At 68.9% G+C, this 21,469-nt stretch carries 20 protein-coding genes and 1 pseudogene; 10 read left to right on the forward strand and 11 right to left on the reverse strand.

What is annotated here, in order from left to right; genetic code table 11:
* The first annotated feature begins 3 nt into the window (after positions 1–3).
* The 3 genes from DK459_RS18540 to phbB are packed head-to-tail and all read left to right on the forward strand — an operon-like array spanning position 4 to position 2,397.
* A complete protein-coding gene (locus tag DK459_RS18540; RefSeq protein WP_053498288.1) occupies positions 4–1,131 on the forward strand; it encodes an ABC transporter permease in 1,128 nt (375 codons plus the stop codon).
* Between the two features lie 47 nt (positions 1,132–1,178).
* The gene (locus tag DK459_RS18545; protein WP_006385830.1) at positions 1,179–1,661 is read left to right on the forward strand and encodes a hypothetical protein; all 483 of its coding nucleotides are present in this window, start codon (positions 1,179–1,181) and stop codon (positions 1,659–1,661) included.
* The gene (gene phbB / locus DK459_RS18550; protein WP_006385829.1) at positions 1,651–2,397 is read left to right on the forward strand and encodes an acetoacetyl-CoA reductase; all 747 of its coding nucleotides are present in this window, start codon (positions 1,651–1,653) and stop codon (positions 2,395–2,397) included. Before DK459_RS18545 ends, phbB begins: the two co-directional genes overlap by 11 nt.
* A gap of 32 nt (positions 2,398–2,429) precedes the next feature.
* Here phbB and DK459_RS18555 read toward each other — a convergent pair whose 3' ends face one another.
* On the reverse strand, positions 2,430–3,326 hold the full coding sequence (locus DK459_RS18555; RefSeq protein ID WP_020926253.1) for a LysR family transcriptional regulator: 897 nt from the start codon (positions 3,324–3,326) through the stop codon (positions 2,430–2,432).
* Positions 3,327–3,470: 144 nt separating this feature from the next.
* Between DK459_RS18555 and DK459_RS18560 the strand changes: the two genes are divergently transcribed.
* From DK459_RS18560 to DK459_RS18590, 7 genes are all read left to right on the forward strand, one after another.
* The gene (locus DK459_RS18560) at positions 3,471–4,337 is read left to right on the forward strand and encodes an EamA family transporter (RefSeq protein ID WP_070540283.1); all 867 of its coding nucleotides are present in this window, start codon (positions 3,471–3,473) and stop codon (positions 4,335–4,337) included.
* Between the two features lie 314 nt (positions 4,338–4,651).
* Entirely contained in the window at positions 4,652–6,088 is a 1,437-nt protein-coding gene (locus DK459_RS18565) for a cytochrome ubiquinol oxidase subunit I (RefSeq protein WP_020926250.1), read from the forward strand.
* 4 nt (positions 6,089–6,092) lie between these two features.
* Entirely contained in the window at positions 6,093–7,100 is a 1,008-nt protein-coding gene (gene cydB / locus DK459_RS18570) for a cytochrome d ubiquinol oxidase subunit II (protein WP_006385823.1), read from the forward strand.
* Positions 7,100–7,240 (forward strand): DUF2474 family protein, encoded by a 141-nt coding sequence (locus DK459_RS18575; RefSeq protein WP_020926249.1) that lies wholly within the window; start codon positions 7,100–7,102, stop codon positions 7,238–7,240. Before cydB ends, DK459_RS18575 begins: the two co-directional genes overlap by 1 nt.
* Positions 7,241–7,265: 25 nt before the next feature.
* Positions 7,266–8,675, forward strand: coding sequence for a PLP-dependent aminotransferase family protein (locus DK459_RS18580; RefSeq protein ID WP_020926248.1), 1,410 nt, complete (start codon positions 7,266–7,268; stop codon positions 8,673–8,675).
* A 103-nt stretch (positions 8,676–8,778) separates the two neighbouring features.
* A complete protein-coding gene (locus tag DK459_RS18585; protein WP_024070458.1) occupies positions 8,779–9,498 on the forward strand; it encodes a hypothetical protein in 720 nt (239 codons plus the stop codon).
* Between the two features lie 54 nt (positions 9,499–9,552).
* Positions 9,553–10,029 (forward strand): hypothetical protein, encoded by a 477-nt coding sequence (locus DK459_RS18590; RefSeq protein WP_024070459.1) that lies wholly within the window; start codon positions 9,553–9,555, stop codon positions 10,027–10,029.
* Positions 10,030–10,068: 39 nt separating this feature from the next.
* Here DK459_RS18590 and DK459_RS18595 read toward each other — a convergent pair whose 3' ends face one another.
* The 10 genes and pseudogenes from DK459_RS18595 to DK459_RS18640 form a co-directional block, all read right to left on the reverse strand.
* Complete coding sequence (locus tag DK459_RS18595; RefSeq protein WP_006385815.1) at positions 10,069–11,046, reverse strand: tripartite tricarboxylate transporter substrate binding protein; 978 nt, start codon at positions 11,044–11,046, stop codon at positions 10,069–10,071.
* 90 nt (positions 11,047–11,136) lie between these two features.
* Positions 11,137–12,342 carry a tricarballylate utilization 4Fe-4S protein TcuB gene (tcuB, locus tag DK459_RS18600; protein ID WP_024070461.1) on the reverse strand — a complete coding sequence of 402 codons (1,206 nt, stop codon included), beginning with the start codon at positions 12,340–12,342 and terminating at the stop codon, positions 11,137–11,139.
* The gene (tcuA, locus tag DK459_RS18605) at positions 12,329–13,762 is read right to left on the reverse strand and encodes an FAD-dependent tricarballylate dehydrogenase TcuA (RefSeq protein ID WP_020926245.1); all 1,434 of its coding nucleotides are present in this window, start codon (positions 13,760–13,762) and stop codon (positions 12,329–12,331) included. Before tcuA ends, tcuB begins: the two co-directional genes overlap by 14 nt.
* A gap of 145 nt (positions 13,763–13,907) precedes the next feature.
* Positions 13,908–14,834 (reverse strand): LysR family transcriptional regulator, encoded by a 927-nt coding sequence (locus DK459_RS18610; protein WP_024070462.1) that lies wholly within the window; start codon positions 14,832–14,834, stop codon positions 13,908–13,910.
* 120 nt (positions 14,835–14,954) lie between these two features.
* Entirely contained in the window at positions 14,955–15,854 is a 900-nt protein-coding gene (locus DK459_RS18615) for a c-type cytochrome (RefSeq protein WP_020926243.1), read from the reverse strand.
* A complete protein-coding gene (locus tag DK459_RS18620; protein WP_020926242.1) occupies positions 15,847–17,199 on the reverse strand; it encodes a cytochrome c in 1,353 nt (450 codons plus the stop codon). Before DK459_RS18620 ends, DK459_RS18615 begins: the two co-directional genes overlap by 8 nt.
* Positions 17,200–17,454: 255 nt before the next feature.
* On the reverse strand, positions 17,455–18,153 hold the full coding sequence (locus DK459_RS18625; protein WP_006385808.1) for a glutathione S-transferase N-terminal domain-containing protein: 699 nt from the start codon (positions 18,151–18,153) through the stop codon (positions 17,455–17,457).
* Positions 18,154–18,385: 232 nt separating this feature from the next.
* The gene (gene hutH / locus DK459_RS18630) at positions 18,386–20,059 is read right to left on the reverse strand and encodes a histidine ammonia-lyase (protein WP_006385807.1); all 1,674 of its coding nucleotides are present in this window, start codon (positions 20,057–20,059) and stop codon (positions 18,386–18,388) included.
* Between the two features lie 71 nt (positions 20,060–20,130).
* Positions 20,131–21,264, reverse strand: coding sequence for an MBL fold metallo-hydrolase (locus DK459_RS18635; RefSeq protein ID WP_230846555.1), 1,134 nt, complete (start codon positions 21,262–21,264; stop codon positions 20,131–20,133).
* Positions 21,265–21,271: 7 nt separating this feature from the next.
* Positions 21,272–21,469 (reverse strand): annotated as a pseudogene (locus tag DK459_RS18640) (MFS transporter); the annotation flags it as partial.

Raw genomic sequence — 21,469 nt, forward strand, 5'->3', positions numbered from 1 at the left:
ACCATGCCGCGACATGCCGCCAATATCTTCCGCCTGGGCGTCAAGGAACTGTGGAGCCTGGCGCGCGACCCGATGATGCTGGTGCTGATCTTCGTGTCGTTCACGCTGATGATCTACACGGCCGCGACCGCCGTGCCCGAGTCGCTGCACAACGCGGCCATCGCGGTGGTAGACGAGGACGTCTCGCCGCTGTCCGCCCGCATCACCTCGGCGTTCTACCCGCCGCACTTCACCCGGCCGGCGATGGTCACGTCGGCCGAGGCCGACGCCGGCATGGACGCCGGGCGCTACACCTTCGTGGTCAACGTGCCGCCGAACTTCCAGCGCGACGTGCTGGCCGGCAGGCCGGCCGAGATCCAGCTGAACGTGGACGCCACCCGCATGAGCCAGGCGTTCACCGGCAGCAGCTACATCCAGCAGATCATCACCGACGAGATCAACGAATTCGTCAAACGCTACCGCAAGCCGACCGAGCTGCCGGTGGACCTGGCGGTGCGCATGCGCTTCAACCCCAACCTGACGCAGGCCTGGTTCGGCAGCCTGATGGAGATCATCAACAACGTCACGATGCTGTCCATCATCCTGACGGGCGCGGCGCTGATCCGCGAGCGCGAGCACGGCACCATCGAGCACCTGCTGGTCATGCCTGTAACACCGACCGAGATCATGCTGGCGAAAGTCTGGTCCATGGGGCTGGTGGTCCTGGTGTCGGCTGGGCTATCGTTGACATTCGTCGTGCGTGGCCTGCTGCACGTGCCGATCGAGGGATCGGTGGCGTTGTTCCTGGCCGGGGTGGCGCTGCACCTGTTCGCGACCACCTCCATGGGCATCTTCATGGCCACCCTGGCGCGCAGCATGCCGCAGTTCGGCATGCTGCTGGTCCTGGTGCTGCTGCCGCTGCAGATGCTGTCCGGCGGCACCACGCCGCGCGAAAGCATGCCGGACTTCGTGCAGAACATCATGCTGGCCGCCCCCACCACCCATTTCGTGGAACTCGGCCAGGCGATTCTCTTTCGCGGCGCCGGCCTGGGCGTCGTATGGCAACCGTTCCTGGCGCTGGCGCTGATCGGCAGCGTCCTGTTCGCCTTCTCGTTGACCCGTTTCCGCAAGACCCTCAGCCAGATGGCGTGAGGCCTGTGCATTCGTTGCCCCTTACCACTCTCTTAAAAGGACGCATCATGAAGAAGACCACCGGGAAGACCACCGCTTCCACGCCCCAGGACCTCGCCGGCGCCAACGCCGCCTACTGCCAGCGCCTGGCTGAACTGGCGCGCGAAAGCCAGCAGCGCTGGCTGCAGCTGGGCCAGCGCCTGGCCAGCGACGGCACCGGCCAGTACCTGTCGACGCTGGCGCCGCTCAAGCTCGACGGCAACTGGCAGAACATCGCCCCCGCGCTGGGCGAGGTCACGCGCAAGCAATGGCAGTGCCAGCTCGAAGCCAGCCAGGCCATCACCCATGCCGCGCTGGAAGACCAGGCGGCGCTGGCCGCCGGCGTCAGCGAGGCCGTCAGCGGCTGGCTGCGCAACGCCTCGGCGGCGGCCAGCGGCGGCCTGGCCGATTCGCCGCTGACGCGTATGTGGTCGTCGTATTGCGACCAGATGACCTCGGCCTGCTCGGCCATGCGCGAAGCGAGCCAGTTCGGAGCGCGCCATGGCGACTAAACGCACCGCGCTCGTCACCGGCGGCACCGGCTGCCTGGGGCGCGCCATTGCCCGGGCGCTGCTCGATGCCGGCCATGATGTCATCGTCACCTGCCATGCCAGCGAAGCGGCCACGCGCCAGTGGCTCGACCAGGAGGCGGCCGCCGGCCGCCGCTACGACATGGTCAAGGTCGACGTGGCCGACTACGACGCCTGCCAGGCGCTGGCGCGGCGCCTGGCCGACGACGGCCGCCAGATCGACATCCTGGTCAACAATGCCGGCATCACGCGCGACGCCAGCCTGCGCAAGATGAGCTACGAGAACTGGAACGACGTGCTGCGCAGCAACCTCGATTCGATGTTCAACATGACCCAGCCCCTGTGCGGGCCGATGGCCGACCGCGGCTGGGGACGCATCGTCAACATCTCGTCGGTGAATGGCTCCAAGGGCGCCTTCGGGCAGACCAACTACGCCGCGTCCAAGGCCGGCATCCACGGCTTCACCAAATCGCTGGCGCTGGAACTGGCCAGGAAGGGCGTCACGGTCAACACGGTGTCGCCGGGCTACCTGGCCACGCGCATGGTCGAGGCCGTGCCGGAAGACGTGCTCAAGGAGAAGATCCTGCCGCAGATTCCGCTGGGCCGGCTGGGCCAGCCCGACGAAATCGCCGCGCTGGTGGCGTTCATCTGCAGCGATGCGGCGGCGTTCATGACGGGAAGTAATGTCGCCATGAACGGCGGACAGCACATGTATTGACGCGGATCGCGCGCTGCGGCGCCGCCGGCGGTTCAGGCCGCCGGCGGCGCCAGTTCCTCGACCAGGAAGTCCACCAGCGCCCGCACTTTCGCCACCATGTGGCGCCGCGACGGATACACCACGTACACGTCCGTCTCCACCGGCGTCCAATCCGTCAGCACCTGGCGCAAGGCGCCGATCTCCAGGTCGGCCTGCACGTAGACCCGCGGCACCAGGCTCACGCCCAGGCCGGCGCGCAACGCGTCGCGCACCGCCAGGCTGGAATTGACCTTGTAGCGCCCGCGCACCTGCACGCGTTCGACCTGGCCGGCGCGCTGGAAGGTCCATTCGTCGGCATGCCCCGACAGGGTGAAGCGCACGCATTCCAGGCGCCGCAGGTCGGCGGGCGCCTGTGGCTCGCCATGTTGGCGCAGGTAGGCCGGCGCGCCGCACAGCACATGCTCCAGCGTCATCAGCTTGCGCGCCACCAGGCTGGATTCCTCCAGCCTGTCGCTGCCGCGGATGGCCACGTCGAAGCCTTCCCGGATCAGGTCGATGCGGCGATCCTCCAGGTGCAGGTCCAGCGACAGACGCGGATGGCGTGCCAGGAAACGCGGCATGGCGGTCGCCAGCAGCGTCAGGCTCAGGGACATGGGCGCGCTGACCCGCAGCGTGCCAGTGGGTTCCTGCTGCAGCGGCCCCATCGACATGTCGGCATCGTGCAGGTCATCGAGGATGCGCGCGACCTGCTCGTAGTACTGCCTCCCCGCCTCGGTCAGGCTCATGCGGCGGGTAGTGCGGTTCAGCAGGCGCACCGCCACGTGCGCCTCCAGTTCGGCGATGTTCTTGCTGACGGCGGCGGGCGACAGTCCAAGCTGGCGCGAGGCCGCGGCGAAGCCGCCTTGCTCGACCACCTGGCGAAAGACCTTGAGCGCGGTGAGGTGGTCCATGGACGGGCCCGTTTATTGTTTACCAGTAGTGAATGATGTCGCCATCAGAATGGATATTATCGTATCGGCGCTAATCAATTAGCCTGTCGGTTTCGAAGTCGTCGGCCGGCCATCGTGGCGACCGCCGGCCGCCAGGAACCCATAATGAGCCGCAGCACCGACCTGCTTCTGACCGCCACCGCCCCCGCCATCTGGGGCAGCACCTACGTCGTCACCACCCTGATGCTGCCGCAGGGCTATCCCCTGACCGTGGCGATGCTGCGCGCCCTGCCGGCCGGCCTCCTGCTGCTGCTGGCGGTGCGCCAGATCCCGCACGGCATCTGGTGGCTGCGCAGCGCGATCCTGGGCGCGCTGAACTTCTCCATCTTCTGGGCGCTGCTGTTCGTGGCCGCCTATCGCCTGCCGGGCGGCGTGGCGGCGACGCTGGGCGCGATCCAGCCGCTCATCGTGATCCTGCTGGCGCGCGCCCTGCTGGGTACGCCCGTGCGCGGCCTGGCGGTGCTGGCGGCGCTGGCCGGCATCGGCGGCGTGGCGCTGCTGGTGCTGGGCCCCAAGGCGGCGCTGGATCCGGTGGGCGTGGCCGCAGGCCTGGCCAGCGCCGCGTCGATGGCGCTGGGCACCGTGCTGAGCCGCCGCTGGCAGCCGCCGGTGTCGGCGCTGGCCTTCACCTCCTGGCAATTGACCGCCGGCGGCGCGCTGCTCCTGCCCGTCGCCTTGCTGGCCGAGCCGGCGCTGCCGCCGGTGACCACGCTGAATGTGCTGGGCATTGCCTATCTGGGGCTCATCGGCGCGGCGCTGACCTATGTGATCTGGTTCCGGGGATTGGCGCGGCTGGAACCCGCGGTGGTGTCGTCGCTGGGCTTCCTGAGCCCGGTATCGGCCGTTCTGCTGGGCTGGGCTTTGCTCGACCAGCGCCTGAGCGCGGCGCAAATGGCGGGGATGGTGATCGTGGTGGGCAGCGTGTGGCTGAGCCAGCGGGTGCAGCGGCGCGTGTCAACCAAACCCGCCTAGGAGCCAACTCGCCGGCGACCTTGCCGTTTTGCTCCCGCAGGAGGGCGATACCAGGCAGCACAGCGTTCCCGCTGCGCTGCTTTTTTTGTAACGTAGGGATCTGGCCCTTTTCTCGGAAATGGCCCTTTTCCGCTATGCGGCACCGCACTCAATCTGCCTGGTGTCGGCAAACTGATCCGCTTTTTCCTGACGTTTCTGAATCTGTACTGCGCAGCGCCGCCGGCCTATCTTGGCGCTACAGGCATCGGCCTGTCCGCGCGCGCCGCCCGGTGGCGGCAGGATCGCGCGGGCCTTGAAGTCAGGAATCACCCGCCATGGATAGCGACGCGCTACTGCTTGCCCGAATACAGTTCGGATTCACCATTTCCTTTCACATCATCTTTCCGGCCATCACCATCGGCCTGGCCAGCTACCTGGCCGTGCTCGAAGGCTGCTGGCTGCGCACCCGCAACACCGTCTACCGCGACCTCTACCACTTCTGGACCAAGATCTTCGCCGTCAATTTCGGCATGGGCGTGGTATCCGGCCTGGTGATGGCGTACCAGTTCGGCACCAACTGGAGCTTCTTCTCCGATTTCGCCGGCAGTGTCACCGGACCCCTGCTGGCCTACGAAGTGCTGACCGCATTCTTTCTTGAAGCGGGCTTTCTCGGCGTGATGCTGTTCGGCTGGTCGCGCGTGGGCCCGGGGCTGCACTTCTTCTCGACCATCATGGTGGCGCTGGGCACGCTGGTATCGGCCACCTGGATCCTGGCGTCCAACAGCTGGATGCAGACTCCCGCGGGCTACGAGATCCTGGACGGCCGGGTGGTGCCGACCGACTGGCTGGCGGTGATCTTCAACCCCTCGTTCCCCTACCGCCTGGCGCACATGGGCATCGCCGCGTTCCTGGCCACCGCGCTGATGGTGGGCGCGTCCGGCGCCTGGCACCTGCTGCGCGGCGACCGCAGCCCGACGGTGAAAAAGATGTTCGCGATGGCGATGGCCATGCTGGCGATCTCGGCGCCGCTGCAGGCGGTGGTGGGCGATTTCCACGGCCTGAACACGCTCAAGCACCAGCCCGCCAAGATCGCCGCGATCGAAGGCCATTGGGAAAACGAGCCGGGCGCGGGCGTGCCGCTGACGCTGTTCGGCATCCCCGACATGGAACGCGAAGAGACCCGCTACGCGCTCAACGTGCCGCGCCTGGGCAGCCTGATCCTGACGCACAGCTGGGACGGCCAGTTCCCCGGACTGAAGTCGTATCCGCCCGAGGATCGGCCCAACGCCACCGTCGTGTTCTGGTCGTTCCGCGTGATGGCGGGGCTGGGCATGCTGATGATCCTGCTGGCCGGTTGGGCGCTGTGGGCGCGCTGGCGCGGCCGCCTGTACCAGTCGCGCGCGCTGCAACGCTTCGCGCTGTGGATGGGGCCCTCCGGCCTGGTGGCGATCCTGGCCGGCTGGTACGTGACCGAGATCGGCCGCCAGCCATGGATCGTCTACGGCGTGATGCGCACGGCCGACGCCGCCACCCGCCACGGCCTGGGCGAATTGACGCTGACGCTGGCGCTGTTCGTGGTGGTGTACCTGTTCGTGTTCGGCGCGGGCGTGTCGTACATGCTGCGCCTGATCCGCATGGGTCCGACCCCGGCGCCCGGCCATGCGCCGCTGTCCGGCGGCCCGGGCGAACCGCGCCAGCCGTCGCGGCCGCTGTCGGCCGCCTCCACCTCGGCGGACGCCCCGTCCGCGCAACCTGGATTCAAAGGAGCCTGACACCATGGGCATCGACCTTGCACTGATATGGGCCGTCATCATCCTGTTCGGCGTGATGATGTACGTGGTGATGGACGGCTTCGACCTGGGCATCGGCATCCTCTTTCCGCTGGTCGGCGACGCCGAGGAACGCGACGCCATGGTCAACACCGTGGCGCCCGTGTGGGACGGCAACGAGACCTGGCTGGTGCTGGGCGGCGCGGGGCTGCTGGCCGCGTTTCCGCTGGCCTACTCGGTGATCCTGAGCGCGCTGCACCTGCCGCTGGTGTTCATGCTGCTGGGGCTGATCTTCCGCGGCGTGGCCTTCGAGTTCCGCTTCAAGGCCGACCCGCGCCACCGCCCGCTGTGGGACCGCGCCTTCGTGCTGGGCTCGCTCTGCGCCACCTTCTTCCAGGGCGTGACGCTGGGCGCCTACATCGAGGGCATCCCGGTGGTCGAGCGCGCCTACCAGGGCGGACCGTGGGACTGGATCAGCCCGTTCTCGCTGTTCACCGGCGCGGGCCTGGTGGTGGCGTATGCGCTGCTGGGCTGCACCTGGCTCATCATGAAGACCGAGGGCCGCCTGCATCGCCACATGTGCGCGCTGGCGCGGCCGCTGACGCTGGCGCTGTTGGCCGTGATCGCCGCGATCAGCGCGTGGACGCCGCTGGCGCAGCCGCATATCGCGCAGCGCTGGTTCAGCCTGCCCAACATGTTCTGGTTCCTGCCGGTGCCGCTGCTGGTGGCGGCCGCCGGTATCGACCTGATGCGGCGCGTGCGCGGCAAGCCGGACGCCGGGCCGTTCGTGCTGGCGCTGTGCCTGGTGTTCCTGGGCTACAGCGGCCTGGGCATCAGCATCTGGCCCGCCGTGATTCCGCCGGACGTGTCGATCTGGACCGCGGCCGCGCCGCCGCAGAGCCTGGGCTTCGCGCTGGTCGGCGCGCTCGCCATCATTCCGATTATCCTGATGTACACCGCCTGGTCCTACTACGTGTTCCGCGGCAAGGTGCGCACCGGCGAGGCGTTTCACTGATGGCCGCGCCGAGCTCCCTGCCCTCCTGGCGCAGCCGGCTGCTGTGGCTGCTGTTGATCTGGGCCGGCGGCGTGGCGTCGCTGGGCCTGGCCGCCGGCGCGTTGCGGCTGGTGATGCGCGCCCTCGGCATGTCGACCTGAAACGCCGTCTTCTCCGGATCCCCTCATGAAACGCTACGAACGGCTGACCGAAGAGATCACCGCCTCGATCCTGTCAGGGCTGCTGCAGGCGGGCGACCGCCTGCCCTCGGTGCGCCAGACCAGCGCCAGCCGCGGCGTCAGTCCGTCGACGGTGTTCAAGGCCTACTACCTGCTGGAAGCGCGTGGGCTGATCCGCGCGCGCGACCGTTCCGGCTACTACGTGCTGCGCGCCTCGCAGGCCAGCCTGCCCGAGCCCGAAGATCTGTCCAGCGCCGCCGCCGGCCGCCATCCGGTGGACGTCAGCGACAACGTGCTGCAGGTGCTCAACGCCACCCTGCGGCGCGACATGCTGCCGTTCGGCTCGGCGTTTCCCAGCCCGTCGCTGCTGCCGTACGGCAGGCTGGCGAAATTCATGGCCGCCACCGTGCAGCAGCTGGACCCGTGGGGTTCCATCGACGACCTCAGCCCGGGCGACGCAGCCTTGCGCCGCGCCATCGCCCTGCGCTACCTGGCCGACGGGCTGACGGTGCCGGTGGACGACATCATCATCACCAACGGCGCGCTCGACGCGCTCAACCTGTGCCTGAGCGCGGTCACCCGGCCCGGCGACGCCGTGATCGTGGAATCGCCCACCTTCTACGCCGCCTTGCAGTCGCTCGAACGCAACCAGCTGCACGCGATCGAAGTGGCGACGCATCCGCGCGAGGGTATCGACCTGCAGGCGCTGGAGCGGGCCATCCAGCAACACCAGCCGCGCGCCTGCTGGCTGATGACGACCTTCCAGAACCCGCTGGGCAGCCTGATGCCCGAGGCCAAGAAAGAAGCCTTGGTCGAGCTGCTGACGCGCCATGGCGTCGCGCTGATCGAGGACGACGTGTACGGCGAACTGTACTTCGGCGCCAATCGGCCGCGGCCCGCCAAGGCCTTCGATCACGAGGGCGTGGTGATGCACTGCTCGTCCTTCTCGAAGACGCTGGCGCCGGGCTACCGGGTCGGCTGGGTCGCGGCCGGACGCTACACCCGCGCCATCATGCGCAACAAGCTCACCACCAGCCTGGCCACCGCCGCGCCGACGCAGGCGGCGATTGCCGCCTACCTGTCGCAGGGCGGCTACGACCGCCACCTGCGCCAGTTCCGCCAGACGCTGGCCTTGCAGCAGGGCGAGATGCTGCAGGCGGTGGCGCGCTACTTTCCCAAGGGCACGCGCGCCACGCGGCCGCTCGGCGGCTACTTCACCTGGGTCGAACTGCCCGCGCGCATCGACACCCTGCGACTGCATCGCGCGGCGCTCGACCACGGCATCAGCATCGCGCCCGGGCCGCTGTTCTCGTCCTCCGGCGCGTTCGGCAACTACCTGCGGCTGAACTGCGGACATCCCTGGAGCGACGCGATGGAACAGGGCATGGCGACGCTGGGCAAGCTGATGGCGACATGAAATCCGCAATATTGATACAGTTGGAAACCCCGCCTCGCCGGACATCGCCTTAGAGTGCCAAGCCTTCAAATTCCAGAACGGTGCCGCGTCGCGGCCGGTTTCCATGACGGCTTCATTTCCCCGTATTCTGCCGCGCTACGCGCTGGGTTGCTACCTGGGCGCGGCGGCGCTGCTGTATCTGTTCTCCGCGCAATTGCTGGCGGCCATTGACATCTGGCTGCTGCCGCGCCGCCTGCTGGTCGAGATGCTGCGCTATCGCGCCATGTGGCTGGTCTTCTTCCTGACCTTGCCGACCGTGGGCTACCTGCTGTGGCGGGGTTCGGACCTGGTCGCGTGGTGGCGCGCGCCCGCCGCGCTGACGCTGGACGAGCGGGCGCTGCGCCTGGGTCCCCTGGCGGTACCCTATGCCGACATCGCCTCGATGCGTCATCGCCACAATCGCGACCATCTGCTGCTCACGCTGACCGACGGCCGACGCCTGCGGCTGCGCCTGGCCATCTGGGACGATGCCGATGCGCTGCTGGACCTGCTGGAGGCGCGCGTGGGCGGCAATCTCGAAGCCGATGCCAGGCGCCGCATCGACGCCGGCGCCACCGTCGCCTTCGGCGCCGTGGGCATGAACGCCGCCGGCCTGGTGCACAAGGGACAGCAGATCCCGTGGGCAAGCATCGACACCATCCGCACCCAATCCGACAGCGAAGGCATGGAAACCGACGAGACGCTGATCGTCGTCGCGCGCGGCAAGACCCACAGGATCGACCGCTCCGGCATCGACAACGAGCCGGTGCTGTTGGCCTGCCTGCGGCACTACCTGCCTGCCTGACTCCGAAATCCCGCCCGCGTGGCGGCCCCCTCATCCTTTGCACGCAACCCGAACATGGAAATCTACAGCTCCGCCTCGCACCAAGCCCAGACCCTGGCCGATCGCCCCGTGTACTACTCCCGCAACCGCCTCATCGCCGGCGCCGTCATCTGGACGGTGGCCGCGGTGGCGTTCGGCGTGCTGGCCGCGCGTGCCCGCGCAAACATCGGCGGGATGGCGTTCTTCGCCGCCATCGCCGCCATCGGTGTCTGGCTGGTGATCCGCTGCCTGATGCGCGCCTTCGGCCCCGCCAAGCCCGTCATCACCTTCACCCGCGACGGCCTGCGGCTGACGGACGGCACGGTGATTCCCTGGCAGGCGGTCAACGAGAACACCTACGTCAACCAGACCTACGTCGGCATTCCGATCGGCCGCCAGATCCAGCTGAAGACCTCGCTGCCGGACCGCAAGCGCGTGCTGATCCCGGCCATGGCGCTGGAGATCAGCGGCGACGAGTACCTGGCCCTGTGCGACGCCTACCAGGCGGGTTGAACGGCCATCGCCGATGCGCGGCGCGCATCGGCAACGCACTCAGTTCGCGGTGGCGCCGGAGTCCTTCACGGCCTGCGCCCAGGCCGCGATCTCCTTGTCGATGAACGCGCCGAAGGCGGCCGTGTGCAGAGTCGATGCCTGGGCCCCCTCCTCCATCAGGCGCTGCTTGACCGCCGGCGCCGCCAAGGCCCCGCCCAAGGCTTCATTCAACCGCGCCACCACCGCGTCCGGCGTCCCGGCCGGCGCCACCACCCCATGCCACGACAGGGCCTGAAAGCCCGCCAGGCCCGACTCCGCCATCGTGGGAATGTCGGGCAAGGCGGGTGAACGCTGCGGCGAGGTCACCGCCAGCGCGCGCAAGGTGCCGGCCTTGACGTGCGGCAGCACGCCCGGAATGGTGGTGAACATGAAGTCGATCTGGCCGCCGATCAGGTCGGTGATGGCAGGGCTGCCTCCCTTGTACGGCACGTGCGTGAACTGCAAGGCCGCCGCGCGCTTGAACATCTCGCCGGCAAGGTGGCCGGGCGTGCCCGCCCCCGCGGAACCCATGTTGATGCGATCACCCTGCGTCTTGATGTAGGCGATCAGCTCCGGCACGCTGGCGGCCTTCACGTTGGAGCCGACCACCAGCACATTGGGCACGGTCGCTAGCAACGTGACCGGCTTGAAATCCCTGACCGCGTCATACGAAATGCGCGAGTACAGCGACGGGTTGATGCCATGGGTGCTGGCGGTCGCCAGCAGCAGCATGTAGCCGTCGGGCGCGGCCGAAGCCACCTGCTTGGCGGCGATGGTGCCGTTGGCGCCGCCCTTGTTGTCGATCACGATGGTCTGGCCGAGCGACCTGGCGGCTTCGGCCGCCACCGTGCGCGCCAGGATGTCGGAGGTGCCGCCGGCCGAATGCGGCACGACCAGCGTGATGGGCTTGACGGGAAAGGGCTGCGCCTGCGCGGCCGGCAGGGCCGGCAGCAGACAGGCGGCGGCGAATGCCGCGCGGGCAAGGCGATGAGGGAACATGCAAGTCTCCTGAAGGATATTGGAATCGCGGCGCCTTCGAGGGCGCCGTCATGCGCGCATACCGCCACGGGACCGCGGCGGCGGCGCGGCTCAGTCGGCGCCCAACTTCAGCTTGTCGGGCTGGCGCTTCTCGATCGCCCACTTCAGCAACGCGGCCGAGCGATAGATACCGTGTGCGAACTTGCCGTAGGGCAAGGTCAGGAACAGCGCCATCACCACGCCCAGGTGCACCGCCAGCAGCAGGGCCATGGCGCCGGTATCGCGGCCGGCCAGCAGCGCCAGGCCGGTGGCGCTGGTCAGCAACAGCAAGGCGATGAAGCCGCGGTCCATCGGCTTTTGCGCCGCGTCGCCCTGCAGCGGATGGCGCCGCAAGTTCAACCACAGCAGGCCCGCCGGTCCGATCAGCAGGCCGATGCCGCCCGCCGTGCCCAGCAGCACCGGCGCGCTCCAGAACGGATATGGCGCTTGTTCGCCCAGCAGGTAGTGGTAGAGCGTGGCCACGCAGGTGGCGGCAAAACACAGCATGAAGCCGTAGAACGTGAAGTGGTGAAAGCGCCTGCGCCACAGCGTAAAGGCGTCATCGGCGTTGTTGCAGCCCTTGCCATGGCCGCCATCCAGGTAGCGCAGGCGCAGCGCGTCGTGCGCGGCCTCGGCCACGGCCGCGCCGCTGGCCGTGCCCGGGCTGACGTCGCGCCAGAAGCGCGCCGCGCCGATGGCCAGCGCCACCATGGCGAAACCGAACGCCGCGCCGAACATCAGCGCCAGCGTGTTGTGGGGGAACACCGCGTAGAAATTGCCGGCCATCGGCGCGTGCAACAACCCGCCCGTCAGCATCACCGTCAATGCCAGGAACAATGCCAGCCCCGCCGCCGTGGCCAGCGACAGCGCCAGCCCGTTGCGCCGGTACAGTTTTCCCAGCGCCGCTGGAAACGCGTACTCGGTATAGGTCTGCAATCGCACCTTGGCCATGGCCTGCGGCACGTTCACCGCGAACTCGTGCGGCGGCGCGTACTGGCAGGCGTGCAGGCAGGCGCCGCAGTTGTGGCACAGGTTGGCCAGGTAGTTCAGGTCGGCCTTGCCAAACTCCAGGCGCCGGGTCATGGCCGGAAAGACGGCGCAGAAGCCTTCGCAGTAGCGACAGGCGTTGCAGATCTGCATGACGCGCGCCACTTCGGTTTCTTGCGGACTGAGCGCGGCCGCGCCGCGGCCATGCCAGCGCACCGGCCGTTCCTCCATGGCCGGCGCCGTCCGCGCAAACGATTGAGCCTCGCGGGCCAGGGTTTCAAGCTGCCGCATGCTGTGCTCCGTTGCGGTGGGTGCCGGGGGTACGATGCATGCGCTGGGCGGCTGCCGCGGCGCGGGCGCCGGCGATGCGGCCGAAGGCGGTGCCGATGGACATGCCCACCCCCGCTGTGTAGCCCTTGCCCAGCACGTTGCCGGCCATCATCTCGCCGGCCACGAACAGGTTGTCGCTGGGCGCGCCGTTGAAACGAACGGCGGCGGTCTCGTCCACCTTCAGCCCCAGATAGGTGAAGGTGATGCCCGGCCGCAGCGCGTAACCGTAGAACGGCGCGGTGTCGATGGGCCGGGCCCAGTGGGTCTTGGCGGGAGCCAGGCCCTCGGTGCGGCAGTCGTCCAGCGTCGTGTGGTCGAAGGTGCCGGTTCTACAGGCCTGGTTGTATTCGCGGATGGTGTGCTCGAACGCCACCGGGTCCAGTCCCAGGCGCCGCCCCAGTTCCGCCACGGAATCTGCGGTAACGCCGGGGAAGACCGGCGGCATGAAACGGCCCACGGCCTTGGCGTCGATGATGGAGTAGGCAATCTGCCCGGGCTGCATGGCCGTCAGGCGACCCCAGATGGCGTAGCGCTTGGGCCAGAAGTCCTCGCCCTCGTCGTAGAAGCGTTGCGCGTCGCGGTTGACCACCACGCCCAGCGAGACGCAGTCGATGCGGGTGCAGATGCCGCCGTCGTACAGCGGCGCGCGCGCGTCGATGGCCACGCAGTGCGACTGCGACGGATCGCCGATGCGGTCGGCGCCGGCGTCCAGCATGAACTTGAGCAGCACGCCCTGGTTGTAGCGGGTGCCGCGGATGAGGAAGTTGTCGGCCGGCCACTCGCCGCGTTCGTTGCGGCCCCAGGCCTCGCGCAGCCATTCGCGGTTGGACTCGAAACCGCCGGCCGCCAGCACACAGGCGCGCGCCTCGATGCGCTCGGCGCCGATGCGGGCGGCCTTGAAGCGGCCGTTCTCCAGTTCCAGCGCGTCCACCGGCGCGTCGTAGCGAATGCCCACGCCCAGGGCCTCGGCGCTGCGGTAATAGGCATTGACCAACGCCTTGCCGCCGCCCATGAAGAAGGCGTTGGTGCGGGCCACGTGCAGCGCGCCCGACAGCGGCGGCTGGAAATTGACGCCATGGCGCCGCATCCAGTCGCGACAGGTGGCGGACTCGCGGATCACCAGCCGCGCCAGTTTCTCGTCGGTCTGGCCGCCGGTGACCTTGAGCAGGTCCTGCCAGTATTCCTCTTCCGGATAGGCGTCCACCAGCACGTCCTGCGGCGCGTCGTGCATGCAGCGCAGGTTGCGCGTGTGCTGCGAATTGCCGCCGCGCCATGCGCGCGGCGCGGCCTCCAGCAGCAACACGCTGGCGCCCGCCTCGCGCGCCATCAAGGCCGCGCACAGCGCCGCATTGCCTCCGCCTATCACCAATACATCGACCATGTCATCGTTCCCGGATCAAGGAACGGACTGTAGGCCGGCGCCGCCCGCCGCGATATCAGCGCGCCGTCAACGGGTCTTCATGATTCGTGAAGAGCGGTATGCCGCCTGCGCGCGGCATCGCTCATGGGCGGCAAGCGACACCCGTTCACGACTCATGCAGCGCGGTAACGGCCCATTTGCCGTCTCGCGCCAACCTGCGCGAGACGTCGGCCAGCACCAGGCGCGCAGCCAGCGCCGCCGGCGACAGTTCGTCGTCCGACAGGCTGGCCAGCAGATTGGGCCGGAACAGGTCGGCCTCGTCGATCCGCGCCATCGCCAACTGGCCCGGCGCGATGCGCGCGGTGGCCGAGCTGGGTTGGATGGTGGCGGCGTAACCCAGCTGCACCACGTCCATCAGCAGCGCCAGGCCATCGACCTCGGCCACCACCCGCGGCACGTGGCCCGCCTGCTGAAACGCCAGGTTGACCGAGGCGCGCAGCCCATGGCGGCCGCCGGGCAGCACCAGCGGCAGGCCGGCGATCTCGTCCAGGCGTGTGGTGGGGCCGGCGGGCAGTCCCGGCATGTCACGCCGGGCGCATAGATAGAGGGGTTCGTCCAGCAGCGGCATAACGCTCCAGCGGCGCGCCGCCTCGGCATGGAACACGATGGCCAGGTCGAGCTGGCGGCCGTTGAGCATGTCGGCCAGATGGCCGGACAATGCCTCCACCAGATGCAGACGGATATCGGGATAGCGCTGGTTCATGGCCTGCACGAACGGCGCGCCCAGGATGGCCGCGGTGGTGGATGGCAGGCCGACGCTGACGTGACCGGCCAGGCGCGCCTGCTGCGCGGCCTGGATCGCGTCGTCGGCATGGCGCAGCGCCAACTGGGCCTGGCGGAAGAACGCCAGCCCGGCGTCTGTAGGCACCACGCCGCTGGCGCTGCGTTGCAGCAGCCGCGTGGCCAGTTCGCCTTCGAGCCGGCTGATCTGCTGGCTGAGCGCGGACGTCACCATGCCCAGCGACATGGCCGCGCGGCCGATGCTGCCGGCTTCGACGACGCGAACGAAATAACGAAGCTGGCGCAGTTCCATGGCGGGCCGGGGACGATCACGAGGGAAGACTCGCCGATTGTAGGGCGTGGAGCGCGCCATCACCCCGCCCGGATCCGGGCCGCCCCGGACGGGACCGGCCCGCGCGTCCGGCTCGGTTGCTCAATAGCGCGCGTCCTTGGGCTTCTTGCCGTTCGGCCAGTCCTTGTCCTTGGGCGGGAAATCCGGCCGCGGCATGTGCGTGAAGTACTCGGCCACGTCCACCGCGTCCTGGTCCGACAGCACCTTGCCCTCGCCCCAGTTGCCATGGGTGTTCACGCCCATCGGCATGCTGTTGCGGATGAAGGCGGCTGCCTTGTAGGTGCGCGCCAGGCCGGCGCCAATATTGAATGATTCGTCGCCCCACAACGGCGGGAACACGATGTTGCCGGCGCGGTCGCGCTTGCCTTCGCCATTGGCGCCGTGGCAGGCCGCGCACTGCGCCGCGTACAGGGTCTTGCCGCGCGCCGCATCCGGCACCAGCTTGGTGTCGATGGGCCAGGCGTTCTTGATCTGCACTTGCGCGCCGTGCGGCACGTCCTGCGCCAGCCACTTCATGTAGGCCAGCATCGCCAGCATTTCGGGCGATTCCTTGTCCAGCGGCTTGCCGTTCATCGAGCGCTGGAAACAGCCGTTGATGCGGTCCGCCAGCGACACTTCGCGGCCCGCGCGCGGGTTGAACTGCGGGAACGAATTGAACGAATTGATGTACGGCGCGCCCATCGGCTTTTTGCCCTGCTGCACGTGGCAGCTGCTGCAGTTGAGGCTGGCGCCGGTGTTGTCCGGCAGCAGCCGGCGGGTTTCGTTGAGCAGGCGCTGGCCGTAGCGGATCTGTTCGGCGTTGGGTTCCTTGTCGATCAGGGTATCGGACGGAATGGTGTAGTCGGCCAGCCGCTTGCCGTCCTTGTCGAGCACGGCGAAGGTCTTGGCCTCGCCGGCCGGCGCCGGCGGCGCCGCCAGCGCGGCCATGCCGCCCCCGGCCATCAGCGCCACCGCGGCGGCGATCTTGTACAGCTTATTCATGCTTGCCTCCCGACACGATGTTCGGCTTCTTGCTGGCCAGGAAACCACGGATGTGCGCGACCTCGTCGCTGGCGATCGGCGGCGCCTGATTGGTCCAGGCCGTGCGGATGAAGTTGATGACGTCGGTGATGTCCTCGTCGCTCAGGTGGTTGAAACGCGGCATCGCGAAGGCCATGGTGTCATGGTCATTGGCGGGCATCCCGCCACCCTCCAGCGTGATCTGGATGATGGACTGCGGGTTCTGCGCGAAGATCGCCGAGTTGCCCGCCAGCGCCGGGAAGATGCGCGGCATGCCCTGGCCGTCGGCGCGATGGCAGATGACGCAATGCTCCATGTAGATCACCGCGCCGCGCGAGTCGTAGCGGCCAGCCAGCAGGGACGCCGTGGTGTTGTCCGCCTTGGCGGGGAACACCGGCGCCTTGCCCGGCACCGGCGGCAGTTGCTTCAGGTAGGCCGCGATGCTGGCCAGGTCGTCATCGGTGAAGTGACGCGTGCTGTGCTCGACCACGTCGGCCATGGCGCCGAACACCGCGACCCTGTCGGTGCGGCCGGTCTTCAGGAACAGGGCGATGTCGTCCGCGCTCCAGGACGCCAGGCCGCGGGCTTCGCCGCGCAGGCTCTTGGCGCGCCAGCCGTCGATCACGGCGCCGGAAAGGAAGGCGTCGCCGTCCGCCATGGACAGCGCCTTTTCCTGGTAGGCCAGGCCGCGCGGCGTGTGGCAGGCGCCGCAATGGCCCGGACCTTCCACCAGGTACGCGCCGCGCCTGACCTGCTCGTCCGCGCCCGCCGGCGCGGCGAAGTCGCGCTTGCCGGCGAACACCAGCTGCCACCAGGCCATGGGCCAGCGCATGTTCAAGGGCCACGGAATGGTGGAGTCGGCGCTGGGCTTGTCCACGGGCTCGACCTGCGACATGAAATACGCGTAGAGCGCCTGGATGTCCGCGTCGGGCATGATGGCGTACGACGGATACGGCATGGCCGGGTAGAGCGTGGCGCCATCCTTGCGGATGCCGTATTGCACCGCGTTCTTGAAGTCGGCGTAGCTATAGGCGCCGATGCCGGTGCGCTTGTCGGGCGTGATGTTGGAGGAGTAGATGGTGCCCACCGGCGTCTGCATCGCCAGGCCGCCCGAGAACGGCTTGTCGCCCGGCGCGCTATGACAGGCGATACAGTCGGCGGTGCGCGCGATGTAGGCGCCGGCTTCGGCCAGCCGGCGGTCCTGCGGATCGACGACCGCCGTGCTGTCCGTCTTGCGGACGGCGGTCAACAGGTGGGCGCCGCCGATACCGCCGCCCAGGCCCGCCAGCGCCAATAGCGCCACCGCCTTGATCCCGAAGTGCTTCATTCCATCCCTCCGTTGCTGCCGGCCAGCGCGCACGTCGGGGTGTTCGTACTGCGTGGTCCAGCTTATGGAGGCAGCTTACGCTTTTTGGTAATAAGCATATGACCGAAAAGAATGAAAGTATCGGCGTTGTTTGATGCGGCGCAAACCGGCCCGATCCCTCAGACTAATTAACAGGGGAACGATCTCCTGAATGCGCGGATCGGGCCGCTCCGGCGGGCCGCGATGAGCCGCCGGACCGGCACCAATTGGGGGCCGTCAGGCCGGGATCGTCAGGCCCTTCACCACGGCCGGACGCGCCACGAAGGTTTCCAGCACGCGGGCCACGTTCCTGAACTGCGGAAAGTCGACCAGGTCGCCCGCGCCGTAGAAGCCGATAAGGTTGCGCACCCACGGCAGGATGGCGATATCGGCAATGGTGTATTGCTCGCCCATGACCCAGTCGCGCCCATCCAGGCGCTTGTCCAGCACGCCCAGCAGGCGCTTGGATTCGGCCACGTAGCGGTCTCGCGGGCGCTTGTCCTCGTAGTCCTTGCCGGCGAACTTGTGGAAAAAGCCCAGCTGGCCGAACATCGGGCCGATGCCGCCCATCTGGAACATCACCCACTGCAGCGTTTCGAAGCGGCCGGCGGTGTCGGCGGGGATGAACTGGCCGGTCTTGCTGGCCAGGTATACCAGGATGGCGCCGGACTCGAACAGCGCCAGCGGCTTGCCGTCCGGGCCATTGGGATCGAGGATCGCGGGGATCTTGTTGTTCGGGCTGAGCGACAGGAACTCCGGGGTGAACTGGTCCTGCGAATCGAAACTGACCCGGTGCGGCTCGTAGGGCAGGCCCAGCTCTTCCAGCAGGATCGACACCTTGACGCCGTTGGGCGTGGGCAGCGAATACAGCTGGATGCGGTCGGGATGCCGGGCGGGCCATTTCCGGGTGATGGCGAACGAGTCTAGGGAGGACATGCGGGGAGCTCCTGGAGATCCGGTGGCGGTAAGGGATGACGATTGTGACAGGCGCGGCGCCTGGCTGGGGCCCCGCGCGCGTCGGGCAAATGTAGCGCAAATCGCCCGCCGGAAAGCGCCTCCCGGCTACCGCGCGGGCGATGGCGGCGCAACGCACTGTTCCACGGGAAAAACCGCGCGCACGCCCGGGCGCATTTCCGCCAGGCGCGAGCCGATTTCCGCTGGCAGCCGCTCAGCGCGCCGTGTCGGCGCGCGCCCAGGCCGATTGGCCGCCTCGCGCCTGGCGCAGAAAGGCCGTGGCGGTGATGACATCGGTATCGTTGCGCCGGTCTTCGGCCATGTAAGGCACCTGCTTGCGGAAATCCCGCCACAGGCTGGCGGTGCCCTGCCCCAGCGCGGCGGCCGGCCCCTGTGGATAGCGCAGGTCGACCGCCTGGGCGCCGTGCATCAGTTCAACCGCCAGCAGCCGCGTCAGGGCAGCGACCTGGCCCGCCACGCGCAAGCCGGTCAGCGGCGCGTTGGTGCCGACGTCCTCGATGTTGCCGGCCTGCGGCTGCACGTCGGTCAGGACCGGTCCGGCCAGGGCGCGCACGTCCGCCGCCAGCGACGACACGGTCTTCTGGATCGGGCCGTAGCCGATGGCGCCATTGCCCGGGCTGAGAAAGCGCGGCAGCCGCGTGAAGCCCGGGTCCGTCAGGCGCAGGGTGCGTTGCGCCGACAACTGCGCCACCTGCGACAGGGCGACGGCGGTGCCTTGCAGCGGCAGCGCCCAGGCGCTGGGGTCGAAACCCGCGCTGGGCATCACCGCCCCGCGCACCGGTCCGTCGGTCACGTAGTACTGCGTTTCGTAGTCCGATGCGTCGGCCGCCGGCGCGGCGTCCAGCACCACGGTGGGATTGTCATCCGAACTGTTGATCTGCAATTGCAATTGGCGATCCAGCAACGCCAACAGGTCGCGCGCCGCGCCATGCACCTGGCTCACGGTGCGAAAGCTCAGCGGATCCTGCAACGGCCGCTGCGCATCGCGCCGCCACAGCGCGCTGCCGCGCAGCAGGCCCAGCATGCGTTCGGCGGTCTGGCGCTGGCCGGCGTAGGGCCGTTGCGCCTGGGCCGGCGGCAACAACGGCGCCAGGTTACCGTCCAGGCCTTCCAGCGACAGCGCCGCCACGGCGTCGGCCTGCGCCAGCAGCGCGCGCGCATCGTGCGCGGCCAGCACCGCCAGCGCGGCGCCGTAGGCGTTGGAGCTGACCATCGCCAGCGCGTCCTTGCCGAACGGGCGCACCGGCGCCAGGCCGGCCTCGCGCAAGGCCTGCGCGGCGCTCATGCGCTGGCCGCCACGCCAGGCTTCGCCCTCGCCCATCATCACCAGGCCGATCTGCGGCAGGATGGTGATATCGGCCTGGCCGACCGAGCCCTCGCCCAGCATCACCGGCGTCACGTCGCGGTTCAGGAAAGCGGCGTATTGCTCCAGCACGGCCGGCTGCATGCCCGAACCGCCGAACAGCGCGGTGTTCAGGCGGATCAGCATGGCGGCGCGGGTCACGTCGCGCGGCGCCTCGGCGCCATAGGCCGCGCTGTGCGAATGCAGCAGGTTGCGGTTGAACTGTTCGGACAGGCGCCGCACCTCGGGCGAGATCTCGCCGCCCTGGAAGATGGTCTGGTCCTTGTTCAGGCCAACGCCCCGGTTCAGGCCATAGACCGGCTTGTCCAGGCGCGCGTAGGCCAGCAGCAGGTCGTAGGCGCGCGCCGCGCGCTGGGCAGCGGCCGGCGCGATGGCGACGGCGCAATCCTGCCGCGCCACCGCCAGCACCTGCGCCGCGGTCAGCGATTTGCCGTCCAGCGTCACGCTGCAATCGGCTGCCGCCTGCGCGGCCGCGCCCAGCAGCAGCGACGCCAGCAGCGCCATCCGGCCGCACGCGCGCGCCGCGCGTCGTTGGGTATCAACACGCAAAGACTTCATCTCGCCTCCGACGATGCTTAGGGTTGCTTCAGGGGAATACGCATCAGATCCTGGCCCAGCACCACCGGCCCCTTGAAGGTCTCGCGGGCATGCAGCCAATGCTCGGCCGGCGCGTCGCCGGGCACCAGGTGCGACAGCACCAGCTTGCGCACACCGGCCCGCGTGGCCGCCTCGCCCGCCTGCTGCGGCGTGGTGTGCGCCTCCAGCAGCTGCCGCGCCAGCGCCTGCTGGCGCGCATCCCATGGCTTGGGGCCGACGATGTGGTCGACCCAGGCGGGATCGATCGCCTCGTGCACCAGGATGTCGGCGCCGCGCGCCAGCTTGACCAGGTTGGGACTGAGCGCGGTGTCGCCGGAGAACACCACCGATCCCGACGCGGTGTCGAAGCGGTAGGCGAAGTTGGGATACACCAGCCCGTGCGGCACCAGGATGGCGCTGACCGTCACGCGTTCGTCGCGCCAGACCTCGAAGGGCTCCATCGGCGGCGCGGGATCGGCGTTCGGGTCTTTCACCACCCCGGCCGGCACGACGATGTCGTGGGCCTGGAAGAAACCGCGCACATCGGGCACGCCCTCGCTGCGCACGCGGATGTTCAGGTCGGCGGCCATGCCCGCCACCACCGAGTCCACCAGGTCCGCCGTGCCGGCTCCGGGGTTCTCGGCATGGATCACCGGATCGCCCGCCAGGCCCGGCGCCAGCGGCGGCAAAGCGCCGCGGCGGCCCGGCCCGTAGAGCTGCAACGACGCCTTGGCGCGGCGGCGCGCGCTGGGGTCGTACATCAGCAGGCTGGCCAGGTCGATGATGTGATCGGTGTGCAGGTGCGTGAGAAACACGGCCTGCTCGGCGCCGGGCTTGATGCCGGCACGGCGCAATTGCCGGTAGGCGCCCGAGCCCAGGTCGACCAGGTAGGCCTTGCCGTCCACCACCAGCGCCGATGAGATGCCGTGGGGCGCGTCGTTGCCGTACCAGGTCGGGCCGCCGGCCACGCCCAGCAGCACCAGTTCGGCGTCATCCGCCGCCTGCGCGGCGGGCGCGGCCAGCATCGCCGCCACGCCCAGCGCAGCGGCGGCGCGGCCGAACCAGCGGCGCAGGCCGCCGGCGGCCAACCGACGCGCCGGCAAGCTTGCTGGCGCCACATTCGCGAACCGCATGTGGGCCTCAGACATGATTCTTCTGCGGCAGCACGGTCAACGCCACCAACGCCACCACGCAGGCGCCCATCACGTACAGCGCCGGCGCGAAGGCCACGCCGGTGGTGTAGGTGATCCAGGTCAGAATGGCCGGCGCGAAGCCGCCCAGCACCGTCACCGCGGTGTTGTAGGCCAGGGACATGCCGGACGAGCGCACCGCCGTCGG

The sequence above is a fragment of the Achromobacter sp. RW408 genome (assembly GCF_003184165.1).
Lineage (GTDB): Bacteria > Pseudomonadota > Gammaproteobacteria > Burkholderiales > Burkholderiaceae_B > Achromobacter > Achromobacter xylosoxidans.

Excerpts from the sequence above, each read along its gene's own strand:
- DK459_RS18540 (WP_053498288.1), top strand. The coding sequence starts at position 4 with ATGCCGCGACATGCCGCCAATATCTTCCGCCTGGGCGTCAAGGAACTG.
- DK459_RS18545 (WP_006385830.1), top strand. The coding sequence starts at position 1,179 with ATGAAGAAGACCACCGGGAAGACCACCGCTTCCACGCCCCAGGACCTC.
- phbB (WP_006385829.1), top strand. The coding sequence starts at position 1,651 with ATGGCGACTAAACGCACCGCGCTCGTCACCGGCGGCACCGGCTGCCTG.
- DK459_RS18555 (WP_020926253.1), bottom strand. The coding sequence starts at position 3,326 with ATGGACCACCTCACCGCGCTCAAGGTCTTTCGCCAGGTGGTCGAGCAA.
- DK459_RS18560 (WP_070540283.1), top strand. The coding sequence starts at position 3,471 with ATGAGCCGCAGCACCGACCTGCTTCTGACCGCCACCGCCCCCGCCATC.
- DK459_RS18565 (WP_020926250.1), top strand. The coding sequence starts at position 4,652 with ATGGATAGCGACGCGCTACTGCTTGCCCGAATACAGTTCGGATTCACC.
- cydB (WP_006385823.1), top strand. The coding sequence starts at position 6,093 with ATGGGCATCGACCTTGCACTGATATGGGCCGTCATCATCCTGTTCGGC.
- DK459_RS18575 (WP_020926249.1), top strand. The coding sequence starts at position 7,100 with ATGGCCGCGCCGAGCTCCCTGCCCTCCTGGCGCAGCCGGCTGCTGTGG.
- DK459_RS18580 (WP_020926248.1), top strand. The coding sequence starts at position 7,266 with ATGAAACGCTACGAACGGCTGACCGAAGAGATCACCGCCTCGATCCTG.
- DK459_RS18585 (WP_024070458.1), top strand. The coding sequence starts at position 8,779 with ATGACGGCTTCATTTCCCCGTATTCTGCCGCGCTACGCGCTGGGTTGC.
- DK459_RS18590 (WP_024070459.1), top strand. The coding sequence starts at position 9,553 with ATGGAAATCTACAGCTCCGCCTCGCACCAAGCCCAGACCCTGGCCGAT.
- DK459_RS18595 (WP_006385815.1), bottom strand. The coding sequence starts at position 11,046 with ATGTTCCCTCATCGCCTTGCCCGCGCGGCATTCGCCGCCGCCTGTCTG.
- tcuB (WP_024070461.1), bottom strand. The coding sequence starts at position 12,342 with ATGCGGCAGCTTGAAACCCTGGCCCGCGAGGCTCAATCGTTTGCGCGG.
- tcuA (WP_020926245.1), bottom strand. The coding sequence starts at position 13,762 with ATGGTCGATGTATTGGTGATAGGCGGAGGCAATGCGGCGCTGTGCGCG.
- DK459_RS18610 (WP_024070462.1), bottom strand. The coding sequence starts at position 14,834 with ATGGAACTGCGCCAGCTTCGTTATTTCGTTCGCGTCGTCGAAGCCGGC.
- DK459_RS18615 (WP_020926243.1), bottom strand. The coding sequence starts at position 15,854 with ATGAATAAGCTGTACAAGATCGCCGCCGCGGTGGCGCTGATGGCCGGG.
- DK459_RS18620 (WP_020926242.1), bottom strand. The coding sequence starts at position 17,199 with ATGAAGCACTTCGGGATCAAGGCGGTGGCGCTATTGGCGCTGGCGGGC.
- DK459_RS18625 (WP_006385808.1), bottom strand. The coding sequence starts at position 18,153 with ATGTCCTCCCTAGACTCGTTCGCCATCACCCGGAAATGGCCCGCCCGG.
- hutH (WP_006385807.1), bottom strand. The coding sequence starts at position 20,059 with ATGGCGCTGCTGGCGTCGCTGCTGCTGGGCGCGGCCGCGCAGGCGGCA.
- DK459_RS18635 (WP_230846555.1), bottom strand. The coding sequence starts at position 21,264 with ATGCGGTTCGCGAATGTGGCGCCAGCAAGCTTGCCGGCGCGTCGGTTG.